This is a genomic window from Dolichospermum heterosporum TAC447, from assembly GCF_024584745.1.
Classification (GTDB): domain Bacteria; phylum Cyanobacteriota; class Cyanobacteriia; order Cyanobacteriales; family Nostocaceae; genus Dolichospermum; species Dolichospermum heterosporum.
On sequence record NZ_CP099464.1, the window covers coordinates 2771792 to 2792817 of the forward strand.

Annotated in this window: 19 protein-coding genes and 1 pseudogene; 11 read left to right on the forward strand and 9 right to left on the reverse strand. The window is 36.4% G+C overall.

The genetic code is table 11. The features are described from left to right. Positions 1 to 37: 37 nt before the first annotated feature. The 4 genes from NG743_RS12580 to NG743_RS12595 all read right to left on the reverse strand — a co-directional run bounded on the left by NG743_RS12580 (position 38) and on the right by NG743_RS12595 (position 4185). Complete coding sequence (locus NG743_RS12580) at positions 38 to 313, reverse strand: hypothetical protein (RefSeq protein ID WP_257122066.1); 276 nt, start codon at positions 311 to 313, stop codon at positions 38 to 40. A gap of 115 nt (positions 314 to 428) precedes the next feature. Beyond that, positions 429 to 1712: a protein kinase domain-containing protein gene (locus NG743_RS12585; RefSeq protein WP_257122067.1), complete on the reverse strand. Its 1284-nt coding sequence runs from the start codon at positions 1710 to 1712 to the stop codon at positions 429 to 431. Beyond that, the gene (locus NG743_RS12590) at positions 1690 to 3345 is read right to left on the reverse strand and encodes a protein phosphatase 2C domain-containing protein (protein WP_257122068.1); all 1656 of its coding nucleotides are present in this window, start codon (positions 3343 to 3345) and stop codon (positions 1690 to 1692) included. Before NG743_RS12590 ends, NG743_RS12585 begins: the two co-directional genes overlap by 23 nt. 39 nt (positions 3346 to 3384) lie before the next feature. Next, complete coding sequence (locus NG743_RS12595) at positions 3385 to 4185, reverse strand: vWA domain-containing protein (protein ID WP_257122069.1); 801 nt, start codon at positions 4183 to 4185, stop codon at positions 3385 to 3387. Positions 4186 to 4405: 220 nt separating this feature from the next. Here NG743_RS12595 and NG743_RS12600 point away from each other — a divergent pair, with 220 nt between their 5' ends. Both NG743_RS12600 and NG743_RS12605 read left to right on the forward strand, forming a co-directional pair. Continuing rightward, positions 4406 to 5773: a helix-turn-helix domain-containing protein gene (locus NG743_RS12600; protein WP_257122070.1), complete on the forward strand. Its 1368-nt coding sequence runs from the start codon at positions 4406 to 4408 to the stop codon at positions 5771 to 5773. An 82-nt stretch (positions 5774 to 5855) separates the two neighbouring features. Further along, positions 5856 to 6305, forward strand: a pseudogene (locus NG743_RS12605) (TCP-1/cpn60 chaperonin family protein); the annotation flags it as partial. Here NG743_RS12605 and NG743_RS12610 read toward each other — a convergent pair. Further along, the gene (locus NG743_RS12610; RefSeq protein ID WP_257122071.1) at positions 6249 to 6791 is read right to left on the reverse strand and encodes a hypothetical protein; all 543 of its coding nucleotides are present in this window, start codon (positions 6789 to 6791) and stop codon (positions 6249 to 6251) included. The pseudogene NG743_RS12605 and the gene NG743_RS12610 overlap by 57 nt on opposite strands. Positions 6792 to 6975: 184 nt before the next feature. Here NG743_RS12610 and NG743_RS12615 point away from each other — a divergent pair, with 184 nt between their 5' ends. The 4 genes from NG743_RS12615 (at position 6976) to NG743_RS12630 (ending at position 12541) form a co-directional block, all read left to right on the forward strand. Next, on the forward strand, positions 6976 to 7407 hold the full coding sequence (locus tag NG743_RS12615; RefSeq protein ID WP_096663509.1) for a hypothetical protein: 432 nt from the start codon (positions 6976 to 6978) through the stop codon (positions 7405 to 7407). A 12-nt stretch (positions 7408 to 7419) separates the two neighbouring features. Then, on the forward strand, positions 7420 to 10095 hold the full coding sequence (locus tag NG743_RS12620) for a ParA family protein (protein WP_257122072.1): 2676 nt from the start codon (positions 7420 to 7422) through the stop codon (positions 10093 to 10095). Between the two features lie 249 nt (positions 10096 to 10344). Beyond that, a complete protein-coding gene (locus NG743_RS12625; protein ID WP_027403132.1) occupies positions 10345 to 11265 on the forward strand; it encodes an SPL family radical SAM protein in 921 nt (306 codons plus the stop codon). Then, complete coding sequence (locus tag NG743_RS12630) at positions 11258 to 12541, forward strand: hypothetical protein (protein ID WP_027403133.1); 1284 nt, start codon at positions 11258 to 11260, stop codon at positions 12539 to 12541. The genes NG743_RS12625 and NG743_RS12630 overlap by 8 nt, the downstream gene beginning before the upstream one ends. A 465-nt stretch (positions 12542 to 13006) precedes the next feature. Here the strand turns inward: NG743_RS12630 and NG743_RS12635 are convergent, their stop codons facing one another. After that, positions 13007 to 13468 carry an anti-sigma factor family protein gene (locus NG743_RS12635; protein ID WP_027403134.1) on the reverse strand — a complete coding sequence of 154 codons (462 nt, stop codon included), beginning with the start codon at positions 13466 to 13468 and terminating at the stop codon, positions 13007 to 13009. A gap of 116 nt (positions 13469 to 13584) precedes the next feature. Continuing rightward, positions 13585 to 14241: an RNA polymerase sigma factor SigG gene (locus NG743_RS12640; RefSeq protein WP_027403135.1), complete on the reverse strand. Its 657-nt coding sequence runs from the start codon at positions 14239 to 14241 to the stop codon at positions 13585 to 13587. Positions 14242 to 14787: 546 nt separating this feature from the next. Here NG743_RS12640 and NG743_RS12645 point away from each other — a divergent pair. Beyond that, positions 14788 to 15471 (forward strand): L,D-transpeptidase, encoded by a 684-nt coding sequence (locus NG743_RS12645; protein ID WP_027403136.1) that lies wholly within the window; start codon positions 14788 to 14790, stop codon positions 15469 to 15471. A gap of 360 nt (positions 15472 to 15831) precedes the next feature. On the opposite strand, the gene NG743_RS12650 is transcribed toward NG743_RS12645, so the two are convergent. After that, positions 15832 to 16260 (reverse strand): Tery_1686 family protein, encoded by a 429-nt coding sequence (locus tag NG743_RS12650; protein WP_027403137.1) that lies wholly within the window; start codon positions 16258 to 16260, stop codon positions 15832 to 15834. A gap of 138 nt (positions 16261 to 16398) precedes the next feature. On the opposite strand from NG743_RS12650, the gene psbQ reads away from it, so the two are divergent. The 4 genes from psbQ (at position 16399) to NG743_RS12670 (ending at position 20712) form a co-directional block, all read left to right on the forward strand. Further along, positions 16399 to 16851 carry a photosystem II protein PsbQ gene (psbQ, locus tag NG743_RS12655; protein WP_027403138.1) on the forward strand — a complete coding sequence of 151 codons (453 nt, stop codon included), beginning with the start codon at positions 16399 to 16401 and terminating at the stop codon, positions 16849 to 16851. Positions 16852 to 17074: 223 nt separating this feature from the next. Continuing rightward, a complete protein-coding gene (locus tag NG743_RS12660) occupies positions 17075 to 18247 on the forward strand; it encodes an NAD(P)/FAD-dependent oxidoreductase (protein WP_027403139.1) in 1173 nt (390 codons plus the stop codon). Between the two features lie 182 nt (positions 18248 to 18429). Continuing rightward, the gene (gene hemB / locus NG743_RS12665) at positions 18430 to 19440 is read left to right on the forward strand and encodes a porphobilinogen synthase (RefSeq protein ID WP_027403140.1); all 1011 of its coding nucleotides are present in this window, start codon (positions 18430 to 18432) and stop codon (positions 19438 to 19440) included. Between the two features lie 33 nt (positions 19441 to 19473). Then, on the forward strand, positions 19474 to 20712 hold the full coding sequence (locus NG743_RS12670; RefSeq protein WP_035082540.1) for an FAD-dependent oxidoreductase: 1239 nt from the start codon (positions 19474 to 19476) through the stop codon (positions 20710 to 20712). Between the two features lie 127 nt (positions 20713 to 20839). On the opposite strand, the gene NG743_RS12675 is transcribed toward NG743_RS12670, so the two are convergent. Continuing rightward, positions 20840 to 21019 carry a hypothetical protein gene (locus NG743_RS12675; RefSeq protein ID WP_035082542.1) on the reverse strand — a complete coding sequence of 60 codons (180 nt, stop codon included), beginning with the start codon at positions 21017 to 21019 and terminating at the stop codon, positions 20840 to 20842. Between the last annotated feature and the right edge of the window lie 7 nt (positions 21020 to 21026).

The window sequence follows — 21026 nt, forward strand, 5'->3', positions numbered from 1 at the left end:
ACTAAAAGTATTGGTGAATCAAATTTTTGATCAGACATTATAAGAAATCCGATTCATTTAATTTTTCCGATATTCTTCCACTAGCTGCATAAAATTTTTGCCAAACTTGCCCTTCACAGTCATTGGATAAAGCTAAAACTTCACTGATAGTTTCTGCAATAATCCCTTTTGCTTGTTGTTTATAATTTACTGGTGGTTTTTCTTGATTATCTAATCCCAGTTGTTGAATTAACTGTTGTAATAACCATTGTTTATCTTCAATGGAGTAAGTTTGTAATATTTGTTCAAGTTCAATAATCTTAGGTGATGGCATAAGATTTTTTATAGGAAAAGTTGTTTTTATAATAGCAAATATTTGGGTAAATATGCTTTTATGCTTATTAATTACTTTTTAAGCTTTTTTTAGCCGTTTTATACAATTTTCGTCTCTAATTAAACCACTTGACAAAGTTACTCCAGACAGATGAGACAGATTTCAATAATTTATTCCACATATTATCAAATTTATTCCAGTTATTTTCCTCTGTAGTCGGCTCTGTTTTCTTGCTTTGCTCAAGCTGATCAAATTTGTCCCAAGCATTAGTAGGTGTTTTATTTCCATCTAATTTATCCCAAGCATTGGATTGATTGGTATCAAGTTTACTCCAAGGATCTGAACTTGGGACATTTGCTGTAGGAGATTTAGTTGTATTTGTTGCTAAGATACTCCAACCAGAACTCTTTAAATCTATAGGAATTGGCGCAGGAATTGTTGATGTTGCGGATAAATTTGGAATTGCACCAGGTACAAAATCCCAACTTACTTTTGAACCACTGTAAGCAGTTACTAAATCTTCAAGCGGCTGCAATTTTTCAACATCTGATTCTCGACAAAACTTCTCTAATTCTAATGCAAAATACTTAACTTCATCCGAGAGATTTTTAAGCTCTGAAAATATCCTAGATGATTTAAGATTAGCTAAATCTTTCTCAGAAAAGAGTAGTCTTTCTTCTTGCTCTATTTGTTTCCAATAGCTTGGCTTTTCTGAAATAGCAAGCAATGATAAATAAATAATAAGTTCTGAGAAATAGTCGGATTTTGGGCTGAGTTTATTTAATTTATTTCTGTTAGGATGCTGATATCCAGGTAGTCCTTTAATATTATCTTTTTCATGGATTAGTTGGGGAACATACAAACTGTCATAGTCAATTAAGCAGATATCCCCATTTTTACGCACCATAATATTACCATGTTGTAAATCTCCATGAGAAATATTATTTTGGTGTAGAACCTTTACCATTTCCAAAAATTTCCCAGCAAAGTCACGAATATGAGCAGGATTATTAATATTATTAGCTAAAAATGTTGTAAAGCTAATACCATCAATCCATTCCATTCTCACAATTGGAAATTTTTGACCATTGACTAAAATGCCTTGTTCATTGTAACAAAAATCAACAAAGCAAGAAAGTTTAATTTTTTGAAGATAGTTCTCAATTTCTTTATAACGAACTTTTAAATCACCCAAATCTTCTACCCAACATTTAAGACCATATTTGTGAGACTTTGTTTGAATTTCATAAACAATAGCCTTCCCACCATTAGATGAACGTAAAAGATTAGGATGTTTGGTTTGCATAACAGGTTTTCCTGTTTTCAAAACACTGTCAAGAAGGAATTTATCAGGATTTCTGACAGCGATATCATAGTCATTTCTGAGTGGATACTTCATTTTTTATATACCCTACAAATTCAAATTTATACCAATTTTTTGATTCAAATTCTAGTTTATTGAACCTTGATTTATCTTTTAATGATGCAAAAATAATTCCTTTAGGGTCAGGTGATAATCTAAGATTAATTGGTTGATTGGTTGTGATTGTTTCAATTTCGTCACCTTTACAATCATTACAATTATCTGTAACTAGAGTTCTATAAATATAAAGTTCTTTTTTAAATTTAGTCCATTTGTCACCTTCTCCTATAATTTCTACTTCAGATAAATCAAGTAATAAATTTGCAAAAACATTCGTAAGAGTTTGATTATTGTAGATGCTAATTTCTTTTTTAAGTGAAAGTTTAGATTTCTCAGTAGATACAGGAGTTGCATTTTTTTTAGTCTGATTTAAATTCGTATTAGGTAGCTGTTCGGATTCAGTAATACTTTCTTGCTTTTTATTAAAAAGCATACCAAGTAATAGCGATATTATAAAAAGACAAATACCTAAACCTAAACCCAAACCAAAACGCTGATACCTTAATCTTGTGTTTTGTTTTTGTAGTTCTTCAATGGTTGGAACAAGCTTATCGCGATTAAGAGAAACTTTTGGAATATTTTTCTGTGTTAGATTACGAAATTTAACGGCAGACATCAGTTGACGAAAAATATGAAAAATAAAGTTTAAACTGCTTTCTGTTGCTTCACTAGACTGTTCATTACTTGAAGATAGAAAATCTTTGGTATTTCCTTCTACTGCATCTGTTGATTTTGAAGAGGACTTATTTTTATCACCAGACTGTTCATTGCTTGAAGATAGAACATCTTTGGTATTTCCTTCCACTTTATCTGTTGATTGTAAAGAGGACTGATGATCTATGCTTCTGTTAGGTATAGATAAAATTAAGAGAGTAACATCATCATTCTTCATTTTTATATTTTCAGAATTTCTAGCAGATATCACAAACTTTTCAAATTCCGAATCTGAAGAAATACCTATCAAGGTTCTAAAAATATTATTTTTTTGTTCCACACATTTGAAGATGTATTCTGACAAACTATCTGTTGCAAGAATAAAGTAAAGATTATTTGTGGATTTTTTCTGAATTAAGTGTAGATTAAAACATTGAGGAGAAAAATTATTATCTTTGCTACGACTGGCAAAATACTCTGGAAGATTATTAAATTTTGTTGAGTTATCTAACAAATATGCCTGAATTAGCTTATCGTCTTCCACGACAAATAAACAACTATCACCAATAATAGAAACTTCTACCAGATCTCCAATAAATTGTAACCCTATAAATGTAGATGCTGCCGATTCACGGAAATTGAAGCGATTTTGATTTGTAACCCAAACAGGACTATTTTCTGCTCTGGCTTTTATTACTCGCTCCTCTACCTCTGCAAACCATTTTTCCTGAATTGGTTGTAGCCAATCCTGCCAGTTATCCTGATTAATTTCAGGGGTTTGGCAAAAATGTTTGACAAGAAGTTCTGCCCATATACTCGGATAAAATGATTGACTTGCACCATCAGCGATCGCAAAACAATTCTTTTCTGTGTTAGTTTCTAAATAATCTTGACAATCACTAAGGTTTTCCTTTTCTTTCTGCGTCCTACCATGAAAAATAAGACTAATTGACATAGTGTTATTAATTTCCAAAATGTTGAGTGATAGAGAGCCTTAGCGCAAACCTGTTTGAGAACCAAAATCAAGAATCTTAATAAGTGTTTCAGCATCAGCATTAAATGCAAAGCCTCTCGAACCAGATTGGATATTAAAACCGAGATCCTTTGCCCTATTTGCAAGAGTCTCTGGTAGTACGCTGGAAATATCGAACAAAAAGTTAGCAAATTTATTACTGCTAAAACCGGAATTGCTATGTGGCAACTCTATTTTGCTTCCCAATTTTGTGTCAATATGTGCATTGATGATAATTACATTGCCATCAGTAGTTTTCAGTTGTGCTAGTTTTTTGGCCTCATTGGTAGCACTGTTAAAATCATTTGGTTCTCCATCAGTAATATTAATAACAGTGGGTGGAAAACTATTTGGATGGCCAGAAATAAATTTTTCTACGCCTTGATAAGCTTGTTGAAAGGCCTCTGCCATGGGTGTACCACCACTAGCAGTAGGGGTTACAAAAACTCTGACTATTTCATCAACTTCAACTAATCCACCTGCACCATCAGAAACTTTTTTCTTTTTCGTAGTTGTGTTAGGATTCTTAGCTAAATCAGATGCCTTGTCTAGAAAAACTAGTTTTACACTCGCTCCATATCCAATTACAGCGAGATAACATCTGTCTTTGATTAAGTCACCTGCTGTACAAGCTGTAATAATTTCGGCCAAAACCTTATTGACTGCCAATGCAGCAAACTCAGCCTTGGTAGAGTTATCATAAGGGTCTGACATTGAAGCTGATTGATCAATCAAAATGACTATAAACCCTGGGTTTCCAGCACTAAACTGTTCTTTGTACATAACTGAGATCACCCTTACTAATTATTTTGTGTTAGAAGCCATCACTCCACGTGAATGGTGTATTATAATGACTTAAGCTAATTTACTTTATATGCAGTATTGTATTTTCTTCTTTGTTAGCACAGAGTAGGATTTAGTACACAATTTTTGCAGAATCCGGCAGTAATTTAGTAGGATTTGGTATAATATATTATTTTAAATACCTTTAGTGTAAATACAAATGAATAATATCGAGGATGTTTTACAATACACTGATAATTTATTGTTTGATAAAACACACGAAAATCTTACTCCTGTAGAGGAAGCAATTCTCAAAGGTGTTTGGCAAGGTCAAAAATATTGGCAAATAGCTGTAGGATTTAATAATTGTAGTGAATCTCACATTAAAAAAGAAGCAGCTAAATTATGGAAAAAACTAGGACAATCATTAGGAGAAGACCTGAATAAAGATAATTTTCGTTCTAGAGTAGAAAAGAAATATCGTGTTTCTCAAGTTTCTCATTTCGGGGATTGTTTATTACTTGATAATATTAATATTGGTGGTCAATTTATACAAACTAATAACTATAGACAAGAGCATTTTAAACCTCCTCAACCCAAACATCAAACCTCAATAATTGACTTAACAAAAGCACCAGAACTAAACTATAATTATGGACGCACTTCAGAAATTTCTACCCTAAAACAATGGATATTAGAAAATAAAACCAGACTAGTCACAATTTATGGATTAAATGGAATTGGTAAAACTGCTTTAACTCTGAAACTAATCTCAGAAATTAAAACAGAATTTGATTATATTATTTATCGCAGTCTTGATAATCTTCCTCAACTGATAACTCTTAAAGATGAACTGAAACAATTTCTTTCTCAATCACAAAACCCATTACCTGAAATCATAGATTATTTTAGTTCATCTCGTTGTTTAGTAATCATTGATGACGTGGATAATATTTTTCAATTTGGTAACTTAGCAGGTCAATATTTAACAGAATATAAAGATTATAGTAAATTTTTTCAACAAATTGCCACCTCATCTCATCAAAGTTGTTTAATTTTGATTAGTTCAGCAAAACCCCCAGATATAGAAACTTTAGAAATTCAAAACAAATACACAAAAACATTATATCTTCAAGGATTAGAAGAAGATGCTAAAGCAATATTCAGAGATAAAGGCTTAAAAGATGAGGATAAATGGGATGAATTAATAACACTTTATCAAGGTCATCCTGGTTGGTTAAATATCATTATATTGACTATAATAGAATTTTTTAATGGTAAAGTATCCCTATTTCTAACAGATAATGATGATCTATTTTTAGGAGATATAGAAGCACTTTTAGAAAATCATTTAGAACGTTTATCAGAATTAGAAAATAAGGTTATTAACTGGTTATCCACACAAAATGAACCTATAGATATTTCCCAAAAACCTGCTGATATTGAATTATCAAATGCTAGATTTTTGCAAATTATACAATCTTTAACACGACGGTGTTTAGTAGAAAAAGTGTTAGGAGAAGAAGAAGTAAAATTTCAGTTAAATTCGTTATTTAAAACATACATGAATAATGAATATTGCGGTTAATTGGAAAGAATTTAATTTTCAAGAAAGTCATCCGCTTTAATCCTAGCTTGCCTCAAAATTGCTCATAATTTCCTTATGATGCTTAGGTAAAGCTCGTCGCATTACCATTACCAAAGACAGCACCACAATTGTTGCTGAAGGTAATGAAGCTGCTGTGAAGGCTCGTTGCGAACAAATCCGTCCTCAGATGGAAGAAACCGAATCTTCCTACGACAAAGAAAAACTGCAAGAACGTTTGGCTAAATTGTCCGGTGGTGTCGCTGTAGTTAAAGTTGGTGCAGCTACCGAAACCGAAATGAAGGACAAGAAGCTGCGCTTGGAAGATGCTATCAACGCTACTAAGGCTGCTGTAGAAGAAGGTATTGTTCCCGGTGGTGGTACAACCTTGGCTCACCTCGCTCCTGTATTGGAAGCTTGGGCGCACATCAACCTCAAGGATGAAGAGTTGACTGGTGCTTTAATCGTTGTTCGGGCTTTACCTGCTCCTCTGAAGAGAATTGCCGAAAACGCTGGTCAAAACGGCGCTGTAATAAACTTCCCCCTTGTAAGGTTGCCAAACATAACCATAACTAAATGGTTGGAAACCTGGTAATGTTTTTACTTCCTCTGCAAGTGCTGTAGATAAAACTAATCCTGGAATAGATAAATTAGGTAAATCTTCCATTAGTTCACTGTAGGTTCTAAATTCATCAACTTCTACACCAACTAAAGCATAACGAAAGCTAGAATCAAACTTGAGAGCTTTATAGAATAACAAACCTAACTCCGTCATTAAATAAGCACTTTCAGGGCTATATATTCCCACTTCGCTAACATTATCTGAGTAAACCCGTTCAGGGTAAACCCGACACCACCAATTGTCTTCTATCTCTTGAAAAATGTCTGTGCGACACACATATATAGTAGACTTCAAAAGTAACCATTGATACCCTCTTATTTCCCCAAAATATTGAGCAAATTTCTTAGCACTGTTTTCATCAGAGCCACACTCTGCTGATAAACTAAATATCCACGCCATACCTGCCTCCTATTTAGTTCTAATCAATTCTTTCCCAATAATCTTGGGTGTTTGCCATTCGAGTTTGAATAATCGCTGTTTCTGGAAAGGGTTGGCTGTTTTTTGTTGTTAATGCTTAATTTTTAGCTTAAAAATCCTAATTTAATAATATACTGATAAAGCTTGAATTTTAAGTCTAACAAGTATGGAAGATTACCAGGCAGCTTTTATGGAGCGCCATACTGATACTGAAACACTGCATCCTGTAAGGAAAGTTGGGGCTATGCACTTTGGTGGTGTAACCATCGAATGTTTATTAAAAGCGATGATTTTTGCTACTTTACCAAATGGCGCGAGTCGAGAATGGAAAACAAGTTCTAATAATCCTGGACATACAATCAAAAATCCGGGACACAAATACGATGAGGCGTTGAGACGACATAATCGACTTCGATCTAGAATTGAAAGGTTTCCAGATGTTATGGAATGGCTCAACACAGTTGAGAACCCAATGAGCCAACATTTCATAGATTTGCGCTATTCTGGACTTGAGCCTAATGATGAAAGTTATCAACTTTGGTTCGACGCATATCAGAACCTTATTCGTTGGTTACAGGAGCAAATCGCTACACTTTAAAGAGGTGATCAAATGCAGGAAAATTGGCAGTCTTTGCTAAAACAGCAGATTAAAACCGAGTATGTACAGAAGTCACAGGAATGGGTTGATGTAAATATTTCTACATCTGGTTTATTAAATTTAACTATTGTAAGCGATCGCTTTATAAGTTTATCTATTCCTCAACGTAAAGAACAAATTTCTAACTTACTTCAATCACAAGTTCCTCATTTATCTCCTGGTTTTCTCTCCCTATATACACTTCAAGAAGCTGAATCACTTAATATTTCACCACCACAGATTTTTGATCCAGCATCAATACATACTTGGCAAGATTTAGCTATCCAAGCAGCAAACCCACAAAACCAAGCAACAGCACCTCAGCGCGAACTTAGTCTACCCAGAACAGTAACATTTTATTCCTTTAAAGGAGGAGTAGGACGCACTACAGCATTAACTCATGTTGCTTGGATTTTAGCAATGCGGGGACGTAAAGTTGTGGCTGTAGATTTAGATTTAGAAGCACCTGGTCTAAGTACGGCTTTTAACCTGCAACCACAACCAAAATATGGAATTGTTGACTATTTTTATGAACGTTCCTATTTACCAGAAGGAATAAAGCCGAATATTTCCATTACTGAAATATTTGGTGAAGTAAGAATACCAAACGCTAAAGGAAGATTATTTGTTGTTCCTGCTGGTTGTCTTAGTCTTGATTATATTTCTAAAGTTGATGATCTTCATGCTAATACTGTTATTGATGGAGATCAAAATCTTTGGACTGTTTTCAAGCGGAAAATTTACGAACAATTAAAACCTGATGTTATATTAATTGATTCGAGAACGGGAATTAATCAATGGGGAGCTTTATCATTAATTCAAGCTGCTAATGAAGCAATTATTTTTCTTTTTCCTAATGAACAAAATAAACAAGGAATAGAATTACTATTGCGTTCGCTAAACACTCTAAAAAATCTATCAATCAATTTTGTTTTTTCTCCTGTTCCTGATGTTAGCAAACTTGACAAAGTAAACGAGATTTATAAATCTTTTCTAGATCAAATAAAAATATCCACAGATGAAGAATTTGAAATAGATGATAATGATCCATTAGAACTACCAGAACCTTTAGTAATTCCCTATCTTCAACCCATTGCTTTAGCTGATAATTACCCTGTAAGAGCTTTACTAGATTACTATAATAAAATTGTCAATTTAATTGATGAAGAAACTGATGAAATTGACAGAACAAATATTTTAACTAATTCAGAAACACGCTGGAAAATTATCAAAAGCTTGCAATTTCCTGAAGTAAATGCTGCGGATACAGATCAAAAACAGGATTTCACCCTCCTATTCCAGCGTACCAATGATTTTGAGAAATTTTTAGATCATGCAACTTGTTTAATTAGAGGTAGAAAAGGAACAGGTAAAACTGCTCTATATTGGCTTTTTCTCAAATATAAAAGTGATGCTCAAAAACTAGCTCGTGGTAGATTAGATAATACTGTATTTTTGTCTGCACATGGTAGATATCAGGAAAGTCGTCCGACTCGTGGACAATTCCAATTTATTCATGAAAATTTACAGCAGCAGGGTGGCACATGGGAGGCTTTCTGGAGAGCTTATTTACTCCTTAGATGTCATCAGGAAAATTTATGTAATTTTCCTAAAAATAGGAAAGGTGAAAAATTTAGTGAACTGAAAAATATTATCAATAATTTACCTAAAGGAAAATGGCAATCTGAGTACAATCAAGTTTTGTTAGAATTATCTACTAACGCTATACTAAGTGAAATAGTCAATGATACCATTAACATTATTATTCATGAAGAAGCCAAAAATAAATCTCAGAAAATCTGGTTGCTTTATGATGATTTAGATGAAGATTTTCCTGAAGCAGGAGAAGTAAGACAATCAGCATTATCTGGATTATTTCAATTAGTTCAATCTTGTGATGCAAATCGCCTAACAGAAATTAGATTTAAGATTTTCTTGAGAGAAGATATATGGAATCGTTTAATTTTTGACAATAAAAGTCATTTTACTGGACGCGATATTATTTTACAATGGACTAGGGTTGACTTTTTAAGATTAGCTTTCCGTCAATCAATACAATCTCCAGATTTTAAGGATTTGGTAAATAGATTTTCTCCTATTGCTGAAGATGCAATTGATCAAACTACTGAAGATACAATTGATAAAGCTTTAGAATTGCTTTGGGGAAGTCGTCGCAGAAGAGGAGACAAAGCTAAATATTTATCCAGATGGGTTTATGAAAGATTAACTGATTCTAGTGGTACTACTTTTCCTCGTAGTTTAAGTATATTATTAACAGGTGCAAAAGAACAAGAATTAAGCTATCAAGGAAAATCATCAATTCAAACACCAACAGATCGTTTATTACGTAGTAAATCTTTAGAAATGGGATTGAAAAAAGCATCAGAAAAACGTTGTGATGAAATCAAAGAAGAATATCGTCATTTGACTAAATTTTTTGACTCTCTCAAGCAGAAACCAGCTCTTTTACCTAAAGAAGAATTACATAGCATATGGCAAGAATCAGCACATGATATAGCAGACTTTGAAGAATTTGCTTCTTTTTTAACTGAAATCGGTATTATTCAATTGCGCGAGAAAGATCAACGCTATAAATTTGCGGATATCTATGTATATGGATTTGAGATGATTCGTAAAGGTGCTGTATGAAAATATTTTTTACTTTATATCGCTAGTTATGTAGAAGTTTTCGCACGTTTACGATTTGAAAAAGATTAAAGTTAATTAGTATATTCATAGAGATATTTTATCTTTTCACAAAATACTAACTTTCGTTTTCTCTATGTTTAGAAAAAAACGGAAAAATACGTGAATATACGTTTGTGTATCAGCAGTGCTTGTATTTAAATGTATTCAATAGCATTTTTAGGATCTATCAAGTAAATAACAGATTAAAATATGGCGAAACCAAGGTATGAAGGTTATAGCGACGAAACTCCTACAAAATGCGTGCGCGAAAAATTTGGAGATACTACAGTTTACGCCCAAAATGCTAAATCACTGCTAACAAAAGCGACTGGGTTTATTGCTGCTTATGACTTTACCCTCAATCCTTATCGGGGTTGTCAATATGGTTGTAGTTATTGCTATGCTGCTGCATTTAGCCCTAATCCTAAAATGCGTCAAGACTGGGGTAAATGGGTAATTTATAAAGAAAATGCTGCGGAAATTTTAGCAAAAGAATTAGAAACTTGGTATCGAAAAAATCCCAAGCAACCTCCCAGAATTTACATGAGTAGTGTCACAGATCCTTATCAACCTTTGGAGTCTAAACATCAATTAACTCGCAGTTTATTAGAAGTAATGCTTGATTATCGGCCAAATTTAGTAATTCAAACTCGCAGTCCCATTATTACTAGAGATATTGATTATTTACAAAGGTTTCAACGGTTGCGAATTAATATGAGCATTCCCACAGGTAGCGAAGCCGTGAGAAGAGATTTTGAACCCCGTTCTCCTAGTATTAAAGCCAGATTAAATGCTATTACTAAAATCAGACAAAGTATTGATAGTTTTAAAGGTTTTATTCCTAAAATTTCTATTACAATTACACCTTTACTTCCAACATTACTAACAGATGAAGATGCTTTTATTAAGAAATTAGCTATTGCAGATAGAGTAGTAATTCAAGATTTTCATCCTAATAATAATCGTTCTCTTGTCGCCGGAACTCGTCAAGAAGCTGAAGAAATCAAACAAAAGTATGCTTGGTGGTATAATTCTGAGAGATTTAGTTATCAGAGATTTAAAGAAAAGTTAGTCTCTCAGCTTCCGGGTGTAGAAATAAAAGAAGGAAAAGACGGGTTTGGTTATGAGTAATTTTATTATTAATTGGTGGAGAAGTCAGCAATTTAAATCAGCATTACAGCGTGGTGATACACGAAGTGCTGTACAAATTTTGCAAGAGATTCAAAAATCGGGAGCAAGTTTTTCATGGTTAGAGAAACTATTTAGGGATAAACTGCAACTTGAACGAAATTTACAGGAAAATAAACACGAAACTGCAAATTTAAGAAACCAAATAACAGCAGCAAAAGAATCAAAATCTCATCTGTTATTAAATCCAAATGCAGAATTTATTAAGTTTATATATCAAGCTTTTAAATTAGTGGATCATGATGAATATAAACTCCAAGCAACAGGAATTGATGAGAGTATATTTGGTAATTTTGAAGTTAAACTAGTGGAATATCTTCAAGAAGAATTTAGTAAAATTTCTGATAAACAATTAGCAATTAAATTAGAAGACGCTGTTGAGGATATTACTAGCTTAAAAATGGGACAAGATCCAGACTACCGTTTTAGTCTGACTCCTCATGTCTATTTTATGAAATATTTTTTAGAAAATGTCTATTGTCTCTATTTAGCCTGGTTTTTCATTTACCAAGATGGGTTGTTACCAACTAAATTGAATATTCTTGATATCGCTGCTGGACCGGGAACAACAGCTTATGGTTTGGCTTTATTTCTCCAAAGTTGTAGCAGCTTTTTTGATATTCCCCAAATGCACATATCTTACTATTCTTTAGAAAAACAAGCCGCTTTCCAGTATCGAGGACTTCAATTTTGGCGTAAATATATCGAGTCGCAACTAAATCCTCTAAATAATTACTTTCGTTTTGTTAGTTCTGACATCTTTTTATGGGATGCGAAATCTAGGAATATTCCCAAAAACTTTTTTGATTTCATCGTTATTTCTCATTGTTTTTTCGCAGATAATACCAAAAGAATTCAAGCTAATAATATATATAAAGAAATATTTTCTGAAAGCTTAAATAATCAGGGGTATGTACTCTTAATTATCCAAGACAAGAAGCTATTCAAGGCTTACAATATTTATCAAGTTGAAGATAAAGAACAGGAAAAAAATATAGTATATAAGTTTGTAGAAGAACTTGGATTAGAATTAGTTTGGTATAAATATATAAATGCAACGGGTTTAAGAAAACCTTTAGCTATTTCTGAGTTTGCCAAATTTGCTCAAGATGAATTACCTAAGCAACTATATATGACTCGGTTACTTAAAAAGTATTTCAGTCAAAAGTATGAATCACACTATGTATTAGATGATTATGTCATATTAGCCAAGAAATAGAGAATTATTTTTACTCAACAAAGCCGAGATGAAAACAGATGTAAGTAGGTGAACACAATAAAACCAAACTGTGTAAAGAAACGTAAAATCGCCCAAACCCTCTTCACTCTTGCCTTTTGCCTTGCCATAACGACAATTTTCAACGCCAACCTACTTATCTACAATTACTAAAAGTATTGATGAATCAAATTTTTGATCAGACATTATAAGAAATCCGATTCATTTAATTTTTTCGATATTCTTCCACTTACAACCTAAAATTCTTGCCAAACTTGCTTTTTACGTTTCGTTTAGAAATCAACCGACATCAAAAAACCTCTATAATCGCCAGTAAATAGAGGTTTGTAAGCTAAACGGCTCACTTTTAGATTTGGTTTGGGTGTATTTTATGACATCATAAAAAGTTGAACAGCTAGGAGGCATACTCACTGATGCTTGCTAGAGTGGTGACAGTTTAGCTATTAATTAATTGAGGTTGTTAACTGGCTTCTCGCTAGGAGCTACTGCTGTTTTGGGAATTTCAATAACTGGGTTATTTAAAGCCACCATTAAGGGCGAATCTGCGGCTGTTGGTGTTAATTCTGTTGGTTGTGTTGTGGCTATTTCTAGCATTCTGGAATTACTTGGCCATAAACCAGATATTGTTCCCAAAATACAAGCTAATGCGGCTGCACTACCTAACATCCAGTTCAAGCGATAACGGCGATTAACACGGACTAAAACTTGGTTAATCGTTGCTTCTGATGACTGAGAGTTGGCGGGAACAGGGATGTTATGCAAGCCTTTTCTAAGATTTAATAGTCTCTTGTATAGGCATTTAATTGAGGCATCAGTTAATAGCCACTCTTCAACTTGCCTGCGTTCAGTAGCTGTAACTTCGCCATCCAGGTAAGCACTTAATAACTCGAAACAATCGCGCTTCTCCATATTTATAGTACCCGTTGATTCATTTTTGCTTCTCAATGGCAGAAAATATATATTTTCGTTGACAGTCCTTAATATTTCTTAAAATCTGCCATAGAATTGAGGAAACATGGTGTAGATTATGTATCTAGATAGCTTTGTAACTGAGTTTGTAATCTTGATCTGGCTCTAGCTATTCTAGATTTCACCGTTCCCAGGGAAACTCCGGTAATTTCGGCAATTTCTTCATAGGCCATGCCTTCAATTTCTCTTAAAACAATTGTAGTCCGAAAAACTTCTGGTAAGTCGGCGATCGCTTCTCGCAACTGTTCATAAAATTCTCTAGTAGTTAGTTGCTCATCTGGACTTGGGGTATCACCGGCAATTTCCCAATCCATTTCCCCATCATCTAAGGTGCGGGGAGCATCTAATGATAAGGGACTAGCGACCCGTTTGCGTTTACGTAATTCATCATAGAACAAATTTGTGGCAATGCGGCTTAACCACCCCCGGAACTTGGCAGGTTCTTGTAGTCGGTTAATATTCCTATAGACACGAATCCAAACTTCCTGGGCTAAATCGGCTCTATCAGACCAATCGGGGGCTAAATGATATAAAACTCGATCAACTTGAGTCTGGTAGCGACGTAACAGTTCTGAAAAGGCAGCACGTTCTGGACGCAATCCGACTTGACAGCGCAAAATAAGATCGTTGTTTGAGAGTTTGTCAACTTGCACCGATGCTATTGGATAGGTGGCATCCACTGTTGACCAGGATACACTAATGGATTGACTCATGGATCAGATTGGCGTTAAATCACTCCCTTCCATTAGACTAGATTGTAGATCAAAAGTTCCTCGGTAAGGTGACGGATTTATAATCGGAACACGGAAATATATATAGAAAGGAGTTTTCAGCATTTTATTCCATCGTCAAGTAAGTGTCAGTAACCCAGCCCTAAAGGGACTGGGCTTGCAAGAGTAATCAAGCAAGCCGTACTGACCAGACCACCCTGAGCGTAGTCGAAGGGTAGCCGTTATTTGAGTCACGACACCCACCGAATGCGTTGCCAGTTCCCTGCTCTGTCGCTTGTGATTAAACAGTTCTAAGGTAACAGGAACAGTGTTGCAAGCTTAAGCAAGCTCTTATAACAGTTCGTTCGCGCAGCGTGCCGTAGGCATCGGCTAACATTACCCCAGAAATGGGAGTTGGTTTCCAGATTCCAATCAAAAATCTGGTTTCAATTTTAATATCCACAGCGGTTAAAACCGCTCGTGTCGTTTCCCTCTCAGGTCTAAAGACGCGCTCGTTTCCCACTTACCGGGTATTCTTATGAATAGGCGATGGCAATGGCAAGAAATGAATCTGTAGCGAGTATGGTCATGTTTCTCTGTTTTGGTACAGCAATTTTATCTCTGGCTGTCCATTGGCACAATATGAGAACAACAGGACAATTAAATCAGTCTATATCCACAGAGATTTATCCACAGGGTTCATCAGTGGAAATTGGCAACAGTGCAATTGCGGCTTCTGTGCCTAACTCTCCCCAAAAAGCTGCTGTTTGGAGAACACAAAGGTCAAATCAGGATCAAGTTACAGATCCGGTCAAGAGTTCTCAGGGATCAATACCAGTATCAAATACAACTCAAGTAGTGGTAGATTTGAGCGATCGCCGTGTCTATGTTTCTCAATATAATGAAATAATAGCTAGTTATCCCATTGCTATCGGTAAAAAAGGTTGGGAAACACCAACAGGCAACTTTAAAATCATCCACAAGGAACACGACCCCATTTGGCGACATCCCATTACAAATGCTGTTTTCGAGGGCGGTTCTGACAGTCCTTTAGGGGATAGATGGATTGGTTTTTGGTCTGATGGTCGGAATCAACTCGGCTTTCATGGCACACCAAATGTTGATTTATTAGGGGCGGCTGTTTCCCACGGTTGTCTAAGAATGCGTAATTCTGATGTCAGAATGTTGTATAGCCAAGTAAGTATAGGTACACAAGTATTAGTACGTGAATAAAAATATGAAAGCAGTAAGAATTCAGGAATAAAAGTCTTTTACTGTATGCCCAACTCCTGCCTCCATTGTCGGTGTTATACTTGAGAAGGTAATAAGTAATTGGACAAAAATATTTACAGTCATTGCAAGGGAAGGGAAGCAATCACAACCCTTGGAATTGCTTCATTTCACTTCGTTCCATATGGCTAACGCCACGCAACGCTTACGCAATGACATTGTGTAATTAATTCTGTCTCACTACTTAACTTGGGTTTTTACATCCATATATTACCTTGAAGCAAAAGCTCAATTTATTCCCTTGCGGAGTATAAGTGACCATCTTCAAGAGCTTTTTCTACTATTTTTTCAATACTCTCATTTTTACAGACTCGGCTGATTAAACACCTCTAAAATTTGCCGACAAACCTGTTTCAGTTTTTCCCGAACTTCAGCAGAGGGTGTGGAGTCACCGACAAAACTCCAGGTTTCAATAGTGGAAAGTCGCCAAACTTCCCCACTGTGATCAAATCCAGCGGCTTCGACACCAATGGCGCGACGGTGATTATTAATCGGATCTTGATAAAATCGGATTTGAATCAAAATACTCCGACAGCGCCAAGATTTGCTAATGCCAGGAAAGTGAAAACCAATGTCTATAGAATCTGGATCTACTAGTTCTCTGGTTTCTGGGTCATTGTGCCAGGGTTTAAGATCGGATTTGACATCAGGAAATTCATATTTAAATAAATTTACTACCGTAGCAATTTTGCTGGCAAATTCTAGGTTTGTGGCTTGTTCGGCTGCGTTCACTCAATAATACTCCTCTATGCGGTTGGTCTGCGGGGAAGATCAAGACAGAAAAACCTGAGTTAATTGTAACGGTTCATTACATAGCGATCTAAAATAACACTGTTAATCTGTAAACAAACAAAAAATTAATTTCCATTTATGGTGCGTCAACGTTCTATTTTTTCACTGATTTTTGTACTATTAGCCACATTTTTGATTAGTTGTGGTAGTCCTACTGTTGCTACTGTACCACCATCTTATACGGCGGCGGAAGTTGCGAAAATTCAGGAATATGTTCCCGGAATTCAGATGGTGCGCGATCGCTCTCTCGAACTCCAAAACCTGATTAAAGCAGGTGAATGGGTGAAAGTGGGTAATTTTATTCACGGACCGATGACAGAAGCTAGGTTAAATATGACTTATATCATTCCCAACCTAGCCAAGCAAAACCAAGCTCAAGCTCGACAAATTAGCAAAGACTTGTTGAATGACCTAGTAAGAATTGATCAAGCTGCTGCTGCGGGTAATATTAGCCTAGCTGCGAGTAAATACCAAGAAGCGTTTGCGGATATTGACAAATTCCTAGAACTAGTTCCCGAAAAGAGTAGCTAAAAGAGGAGTCAGGAGTCAGGAGTCACCGAGTCAGGAGTCAGGAGTTCAGAAGAAAGAAATTGAAGAATAGAGAATGAAATTTCTCCCCTGCCCCCTGCCCCCTGCTCCCCTGCCTCCTTTCGAGTCTTGAATCACAAAATGCTAGGGTAATGGAGTGATAAGGTGGAGAGTCAGAGATAGGGAAGACTTTTCATGCTTCACCCCTAACTCAAGCGCAAAAACCATGAATGTAGTAATTATCGGCTGTGGGGTGGTTGGGGCGGCGATCGCCTATGAACTCAGCCAAGTTAAAGGTTTAAACATCACCGTTTTCGAGCAAAAACAACCAGCACAAGGTTCTACCAGCGCCGCTCTCGGTGTATTAATGGGCGTAATTAGCCATAAAACCAAGGGTATTGCTTGGCGAATGCGACAAAGTAGCATCCAACGCTATGAAACTTTGATTCCTGAATTAGAAGGAATTACAGGGCGGAAAATCCCTTGTAATCGGCAAGGAATCGTAATGCTATTATCAGAAAACTTAGAGCGTCCCTTAGAAAGTGGCGTTGAAGTCCTTTCCGAATGGGAACAACTGCGAGAAATTCGCCAATCCCAAGGTTGGGAATTACAAGTTTGGGATCAAGAACAACTGCAAAAATATTGTCCCCAAATCAGTCATCCGCAAATTATTGGTGCTGTCTATTCTCCTGAAGACTTACAACTAAATGCCACAGCTTTAACTTTAGCTTTAGTAGATGCAGCCCAACGTAATGGCGTAAATTTCAAGTTTGGTGTGTCTGTGACCGGCACAGAAACGCCTCCTCCTCCTTCCCCAACACCTTTACACATCAAAAAAGGATTGGGAGAAGCGCATAAATGTAATTTTATTGAAACTACAGAGGGCAAAGTTACCGCTGATTGGTTTATTGTGTCTGCGGGTTTGGGTTCAACAGCCTTAACTGCACAATTAGATCAAATGGTAAATATCCGTCCAGTGCTGGGACAAGCTTTATATTTGAGCTTAGGACGCAGTTTAGGAAATCCCGATTTTCAACCTGTAATTACTGGTAATGATGTGCATATTGTACCAATGGGAAATGGTGATTATTGGGTGGGAGCAACCATAGAATTTCCCAATCATGAAAATCAAATATCTGCAAGTCAGGAATTATTGGATATTGTCAGACAACAGGCGATCGCCTTCGCCCCAGAGTTATCCGCAGCCAAGGTTCTCCGCACTTGGTCAGGGTTGCGCCCCCGTCCAGAAGGCAGACCTGCACCAGTAATTGATAAACTACCGGGTTTTACAAATATACTCCTAGCTACGGGACACTACCGCAATGGGGTTTTACTCGCCCCAGCCACAGCCACAGCCATTCGGGAAATGATTTTACCTCAAGATTCTCGTTCCAATTGAAAAAAGTCTTGATTTGTAGGTTGGATTGAGGTTGAGGGACGTATCCCTGACGGGAGGCTCACCCAACAAATACCTTGGGTTGCGCTGTCGCTTAATCCAACCTACAAAAAATGGAGAAGGTATTGTTGTTAGGACTTATGTAATACGACTATAATAATGATTATCATTTTTACAGAGCTATTATGTCGTCTGAGAACTCGTCTACCAATCAAGCCTTACATCTGACTCAACGTCCCCGTCGTCTCCGTCGCACTGCAACCCTCCGAAAAATGGTGCGGGAAACGATTTTAACTGTAGATGATCTGATCTATCCGATGTTTGTCATGGAAGGTGAAAGCACAAAAATAGAAATTGTTTCCATGCCAGGATGTTATCGTTATTCTTTAGATTTACTCCTGGAAGAAATAGCCGCAGTGTCACAATTGGGTATTAATGCGATCGCACTATTCCCAGTTATTCCCGAAGAACAAAAAGACGACACAGCTACAGAAAGCTACAACTCAGAGGGATTGGTGCAGGAAACCGTCAAAGCCATTAAAAATGCAGTTCCAGAAATCATCATTATTACTGATGTTGCTCTAGACCCCTTCACAACTCATAGCCATGATGGTTTAGTTGATGAAAATGGCAAAATTCTCAATGATCAAACCATAGAAGTGTTAGTAAAAATGGCACTTTCCCAAGCAGAAGCCGGCGCGGATTTTGTTGCTCCTTCGGATATGATGGATGGTAGAATCGGCGCAATCCGTCAAGCTTTAGACGCTGAAGGTTATATCAATGTCGGGATTTTGGCATACTCAGCAAAATACGCCTCAGCCTACTATGGACCATTCCGGGACGCTTTAGATTCAGCCCCCAAATTTGGCGACAAAAAAACCTATCAAATGGACGCAGCTAACGCCAAAGAAGCTTTAAAAGAAATTGAATTGGATATTGCTGAAGGTGCAGATATGATTATGGTCAAACCAGCCTTAGCATATCTAGACATAATATGTCAAGTAAAAGCAGCAACAAATTTACCCGTTGCAGCTTATAACGTTAGTGGTGAATACGCAATGATTAAAGCTGCGGCTCAACATGGTTGGATTGATGAGAAAAAGGTGATTTTAGAGACTTTAACCAGCATGAAGCGGGCTGGTGCTGATTTAATCTTGACTTATTTTGCTAAAGAAGTGGCACTGATGTTGATGTAATAGCTGCCAGTCCTTATCTCCCTATTATTTATTATGACTACAGTTCCTGCAAAAATTGACTTAGCAATTATTGGTGCTGGTCCTCATGCTCTTACCTTAGTTGCCCATTTGCTGCAAAAACGGCAAACAATGAAGGGTAAAATTGTAGTGTTTGATCCCAGTGGTACATGGATAAGTAACTGGAAACAGCAATTTGCGGCTTTGGAAATTCCTCATTTGCGCTCTCCTGCTGTTCATCATCCCCACCCCAACCCCTTCGCTTTAAGGAAATTTTCTGAATCTCGGTCTGAGGAACTATTTCCCCCCTATGATTTACCTGGAACGCGCCTATTTGAAGATTTTTGTGAGGATGTGATTACATCCTATCAGTTGCAGGAGCAGGTTATCCCTTTGGCTGTAAGTAGTGTTAAACCGTCATTTGATCATTTTCGTCCTCAATTCCAGCTATGGTTAGAAGATGGACAAATGGTAACTGCCCGGCGAGTTGTGTTGGCAACTGGTAGTGGTAAGATACATATCCCTGATTGGGTAAGTCAGATTCCTTCACCCTATCCAGAACATAAACTTTGCCATTCTCAAACTGTAGATTTACGTAAATTAAAGTTAAAGTCTCAAAGAGTCTTAATTGTTGGTGGTGGTTTGACAAGTGGACATTTGGCTGTAGGTGCGATCGCTCATGGTACAAAAGTCAATTTGATGATCCGAAGACAGTTATCAGAAAAACTATTTGATGCTGAACCGGGTTGGTTAGGACCAAAATATCTCAAAGGATTTTTTGAAGGAGATTGGGAACAACGGTGGATGATGATCCAGCAAGCTAGAGACGGTGGTTCTATGACACCAGCGATCGCCACCCAATTACGCAAAGAACATCATCGTGGTAATATTAGAATTGATGAAAACTGTCAAATAGTTAAAGCTGAATGGTTAAGTCATAATTGGCAGGTAGAATGTAGCGATGGTAATATATTCGAGTGTGATTATATTTGGTTAGCCACAGGTACTAAATTCGATGTCACCACTGAACCATTATTGCAGGATATCTTAACCGCTTATCCCATCCAAATTGTTAAAGGTTTGCCAGTTTTAGACAGCTATCTGCGTTGGCCTAGTTGTGAATTATTTATCATGGGTGGTTTAGCAGCTTTACAAGTTGGACCCACCGCCAGAAATTTATCCGGTGCAAGAATGGCTTGTGAAAAAATTGTCCCAGCGATCGTTAATCCCAGTGTATCTTTTTCCCATAGTATCACGGAAGTCAAAGCCAGCTAAGAGGATGTTTGAAAAGTTTCCGGCAATTATGGGATTATTAAAGATGCCTCCGGCTTCCGTCAGAGATAAGCTCCTACACAAACCAAGTCCACACTATAGCTAACGCCACACTACGCTATCGGCAAGCTCAGTGACCACCTGCGTGGACTAATGAAAAATCAAAGGTTTGAAACCCACGCAGGTGGGTTTTGTCTGTATAGCCGCGACTTCTAGTCACCAAGGCAAGTAATAAATTAGACTTCAAAATATTTTCCCCAAAATTAGTAACATTCACACCTTTTTGCGTTATTATGATAACGATTCTCATTTTTGTT

Excerpts from the sequence above, each read along its gene's own strand:
- NG743_RS12595 (WP_257122069.1), bottom strand. The coding sequence starts at position 4,185 with ATGTACAAAGAACAGTTTAGTGCTGGAAACCCAGGGTTTATAGTCATT.
- NG743_RS12645 (WP_027403136.1), top strand. The coding sequence starts at position 14,788 with ATGGCAATGGCAAGAAATGAATCTGTAGCGAGTATGGTCATGTTTCTC.
- NG743_RS12585 (WP_257122067.1), bottom strand. The coding sequence starts at position 1,712 with ATGAAGTATCCACTCAGAAATGACTATGATATCGCTGTCAGAAATCCT.
- NG743_RS12610 (WP_257122071.1), bottom strand. The coding sequence starts at position 6,791 with ATGGCGTGGATATTTAGTTTATCAGCAGAGTGTGGCTCTGATGAAAAC.
- NG743_RS12580 (WP_257122066.1), bottom strand. The coding sequence starts at position 313 with ATGCCATCACCTAAGATTATTGAACTTGAACAAATATTACAAACTTAC.
- NG743_RS12620 (WP_257122072.1), top strand. The coding sequence starts at position 7,420 with ATGCAGGAAAATTGGCAGTCTTTGCTAAAACAGCAGATTAAAACCGAG.
- NG743_RS12640 (WP_027403135.1), bottom strand. The coding sequence starts at position 14,241 with ATGAGTCAATCCATTAGTGTATCCTGGTCAACAGTGGATGCCACCTAT.
- psbQ (WP_027403138.1), top strand. The coding sequence starts at position 16,399 with ATGGTGCGTCAACGTTCTATTTTTTCACTGATTTTTGTACTATTAGCC.
- NG743_RS12675 (WP_035082542.1), bottom strand. The coding sequence starts at position 21,019 with ATGAGAATCGTTATCATAATAACGCAAAAAGGTGTGAATGTTACTAAT.
- NG743_RS12600 (WP_257122070.1), top strand. The coding sequence starts at position 4,406 with ATGAATAATATCGAGGATGTTTTACAATACACTGATAATTTATTGTTT.
- hemB (WP_027403140.1), top strand. The coding sequence starts at position 18,430 with ATGTCGTCTGAGAACTCGTCTACCAATCAAGCCTTACATCTGACTCAA.
- NG743_RS12670 (WP_035082540.1), top strand. The coding sequence starts at position 19,474 with ATGACTACAGTTCCTGCAAAAATTGACTTAGCAATTATTGGTGCTGGT.
- NG743_RS12630 (WP_027403133.1), top strand. The coding sequence starts at position 11,258 with ATGAGTAATTTTATTATTAATTGGTGGAGAAGTCAGCAATTTAAATCA.
- NG743_RS12615 (WP_096663509.1), top strand. The coding sequence starts at position 6,976 with ATGGAAGATTACCAGGCAGCTTTTATGGAGCGCCATACTGATACTGAA.
- NG743_RS12625 (WP_027403132.1), top strand. The coding sequence starts at position 10,345 with ATGGCGAAACCAAGGTATGAAGGTTATAGCGACGAAACTCCTACAAAA.
- NG743_RS12660 (WP_027403139.1), top strand. The coding sequence starts at position 17,075 with ATGAATGTAGTAATTATCGGCTGTGGGGTGGTTGGGGCGGCGATCGCC.
- NG743_RS12635 (WP_027403134.1), bottom strand. The coding sequence starts at position 13,468 with ATGGAGAAGCGCGATTGTTTCGAGTTATTAAGTGCTTACCTGGATGGC.
- NG743_RS12590 (WP_257122068.1), bottom strand. The coding sequence starts at position 3,345 with ATGTCAATTAGTCTTATTTTTCATGGTAGGACGCAGAAAGAAAAGGAA.